This window comes from Skermanella aerolata KACC 11604, from assembly GCF_000936425.1.
In the GTDB taxonomy this organism is placed as follows: Bacteria; Pseudomonadota; Alphaproteobacteria; order Azospirillales; family Azospirillaceae; genus Skermanella; species Skermanella aerolata.
Genome location: NZ_AVFK01000271.1, coordinates 1 through 210 on the forward strand (window position 1 = coordinate 1; position 210 = coordinate 210).

The 210-nt window shown below is 61.0% G+C and carries 1 rRNA gene; it reads left to right on the forward strand.

Going from position 1 to position 210, the window contains the following annotated elements:
- Window positions 1-130: 130 nt before the first annotated feature.
- Window positions 131-210, forward strand: a 5S ribosomal RNA gene (gene rrf / locus N826_RS39510); the annotation flags it as partial.

Consider the following 210-nt stretch of genomic DNA (forward strand, 5'->3'; position numbering starts at 1 on the left):
AACGCCATACGCAGCGGCAAGACCGCACATATGAGCGATCGGACGAGAAGAACCAACGCATCACCATCCGTCCAATGGTCACTTACACTTATCCTCGACAGCCGCACCTGTCTCTTCCGCGGCTGGCCGACCTGGTGGTCATAGCGAGGGGCCCGCACCCGATCCCATCCCGAACTCGGCCGTGAAAACCCTCCGCGCCAATGGTACTGC